At 67.5% G+C, this 2,850-nt stretch carries 1 protein-coding gene and 3 pseudogenes; all 4 read right to left on the reverse strand.

Going from position 1 to position 2,850, the window contains the following annotated elements; translation table 11 throughout:
* Window positions 1–323 (reverse strand): annotated as a pseudogene (locus HCC78_RS35120) (hypothetical protein); the annotation flags it as partial.
* A complete protein-coding gene (istB, locus tag HCC78_RS31980; RefSeq protein WP_305848705.1) occupies window positions 287–988 on the reverse strand; it encodes an IS21-like element helper ATPase IstB in 702 nt (233 codons plus the stop codon). The gene istB and the pseudogene HCC78_RS35120, both read right to left, overlap by 37 nt.
* Before the next feature lie 174 nt (window positions 989–1,162).
* Window positions 1,163–2,371, reverse strand: a pseudogene (gene istA, locus HCC78_RS31985) (IS21 family transposase).
* 269 nt (window positions 2,372–2,640) lie between these two features.
* Window positions 2,641–2,850, reverse strand: a pseudogene (locus tag HCC78_RS31990) (IS256 family transposase); the annotation flags it as partial.

Below are 2,850 nucleotides of genomic sequence, written 5' to 3' on the forward strand. Positions count from 1 at the left end.
GCCGAACCCGGACGATATCCTCCCCGGCCAGGCTGCGGGCACACCAGGCGTCCCAATCGACCTTCACCTTCCGCCAGGCCCGGCTGCCATTCGTGCCTGCGCTCGGACCGGTGGCGCGCAGGCGCTCATTCCTTGCTGACGGCCCCTTCGAACAGGCCGAACAGCGCCCGCTTCACCCGCCGCGTATTGGTCCCCACCAGATACACCGTGTCAATGGCAACTGAATTTTCCCCAGTTCGGGCAATTTGGAATTCCCCACTTCGGCGGGTCCGGCGATCAGCCGGGGTCAGTGATCGGCAGCTCCATTCCGGATTTTCGGCGGCCGACCGCGGCGCTTCGGCGGCGGTGGCGGGGTGATCGGGGCGTTTGCGCGGACATGTTCCGGGATCAGGTCGGCATGGGCGCGCAGCCGGTAGCTGGCGCCCTCGATCTGGACGACGACCGCGTGGTGCAGAAGCCGGTCGAGCAGCGCCGTGGCGACGACCGGATCGCCGAAGACCTCTCCCCACTCCGCAAATCCGCGGTTGGAGGTCATGATCATCGCGCCCTTCTCGTAGCGCGCATTCACGAGTTGGAAGAACAGGTTGGCCCCGCCCTGGGTGATCGGCAGGTAGCCGATCTCGTCGACGATCAGCAGCGGGGCCCGGGCATAGAACCGGATTTTTTCCGGCAGGCGGCCTGACCGCTCGGCTTGGGACAGCGCCTCGATCAGCTCGGCGAGCGTGGCGCGATAGACCGTGCGCCCGGCCTTCACCGCCGCCACGCCAAGCGCCGTCGCAAGGTGGCTCTTCCCCGTGCCCGGCGGGCCAAGGAAGTGAACCACCTCCGACCGGCGGATGAAGCCGAGCTGGGCAAGAGCCGCGATGCGCTCCCGGTTCAGCGACGGCTGGAACGAGAAGTCGAAGCTTTCCAGCGTCTTGATGGGCATCAGCTTGGCGGTGCGCAGGACGACCTCGATGCGGCGGCCCTCGCGCGTTGCACTCGCCATCGTCCTCGGACCGATGGCGAACAATGGCTCGTTCCTCGCCCAGCAGCGCGTCGATCGCCTCGACGGCGGTGATCTCGCCCTTTTCCAGCTGCTGCAGCGTGTGGTCGAGCGCCTCCAGCGCGCGCGGCATCTTCAGCCCGACGAGGGCTCCGCGGATGCGGTCGAGCAGCGCGCTCATGGCTGGCCACCCGCGGCCAGGCGGCGGCCGACGGCATCGTAGAAGTCCAGCGGACGGCGCAGGCCCTGGACCGGCATCTGCTGGGACGGGCGCGGCGGCGGAGCCTTGCGATGGGCTGGATCGACCCGGCGCAGCGCCTTGCCCTCGAGCACCGGGTGCCGGGCGATCAGCTGGCCGTCCTCGAAGATGCGGATCTCGGCAGTGTGGTGCTGGACCTCGAGCACGCGGCGCCGCGCGGTGTCGGGCACCGAGTAGAGATTGCCGCCGACCGAGACCATGCCCTCGCGGCTGACCCGCCGCTCGATGGTCAGCACCGCATCATAGTGGATCGCGGGCAGCGACTTCAGGGCGGGCTTCTCTTCGGCGAAGGCCTGGTCGACGATCCGCCGGGTGGTGGCGTGGAGCCGCGGGTTCGCCACTTCGACCCGCCAGGCATCGAACTGCGCGTTCAGGTCGTCGAGATTGCGGAAGCTGCGGGCCAGGAAGAAATCCTGCCGGATGTAGCGGAACGGCCGCTCGATTTTGCCCTTGGTCTTGGCGCGATACGGCGGCAGGCGCGCGGGATGGTCCCGTAGTGGCTCAGCAGCGCGACCAGCGATGCGTTGCAGGTCACCACCCCGGCGTTCGCCATGGGTCTCGAACCATGGCGACCACATGGCTCACTCTTCGCCGATCACTGCCGTCTTCATCCGGTCGTAGAGGACTTCTTCGGGCGCCCCGCCGATCGCCTCGAAGGCGCCGATATGGCAGCGCAGGACGGATTGCAGGTTCTGGCTGGCCACGAAGCGTCCCCAGAACCACCGGCTGTGGCCGAGGACCATGCTGAACAGCCAGACTTTCCGCATGACGCCGGTCTCGTCGGTGGATTCCGCCGTGAACTCGGCAAAATCCACCTGCGCCTGCCGCCCGGGTGGCGTCTCGAACCGCCGCTCGAACGGCTTCGGCACCGATGGACGGACGGTGCGCAGGAAATCGGTGACAGCGGTGTAGCCGCCTGCATAGCCCATGGCGCGGATCTCCCGCAGCAGCCGGACGCCGCTGAGCCCGGAGAAGGCCAGAACGCGATCGCGCAGGTAGGTCTAATAGGGGTCTATGGCCCGCTCGCGCGGCGCCCGCGGGCCGTAGACCGGTGCCACCAGGCCCTGATCGAGATGCCGCCGCACGGTCTTGCGGTCGCAACCGACCTGCCGCGCGATGGCGCTGATGCTGAGCCGTTCTCAGGCCACTCGAACCGCTGGCGTGGACCTTCGAACTTCTTCAAGTCATGGATCAAGACGATCTCCCTCAGTCCCTTCACCTGCACGCCCCTGCATTCGCGCAGACGCTCGGACCGGTGGCGCATCAGCGCTCATTTGTTGGGAGCATCAGGCCAGTGATCCGCGGCGCCGCCAATTTCCGGATCCATGAGGTCCGTAAATTGCCGCCACCGCTCACGGTCGGGGATTTTTCAATTGCCCGTTTCGGGGAGATTACGGCTGCCCCTCACAATCGAGGCCGCGATCAGCGCCTCGGCCTTCTTCGTGAGCCGCCTGTAGCGCGGCAGCGCCTTGGACCGCCACTCGGTGACCTTGCCGGTTTCGTCTTCGATCCGGGCACGAGGAACGCGCACCGTCTCGGTGCCGAAGGTGCCCGTGAGCTGCCGCTTGCGGTGCCCGTGGCGGTATCCTTTCTGCGCACCGTCGCC

The sequence above is a fragment of the Mangrovicoccus sp. HB161399 genome (assembly GCF_013184745.1).
Classification (GTDB): domain Bacteria; phylum Pseudomonadota; class Alphaproteobacteria; order Rhodobacterales; family Rhodobacteraceae; genus Mangrovicoccus.

Excerpts from the sequence above, each read along its gene's own strand:
- istB (WP_305848705.1), bottom strand. The coding sequence starts at position 988 with ATGGCGAGTGCAACGCGCGAGGGCCGCCGCATCGAGGTCGTCCTGCGC.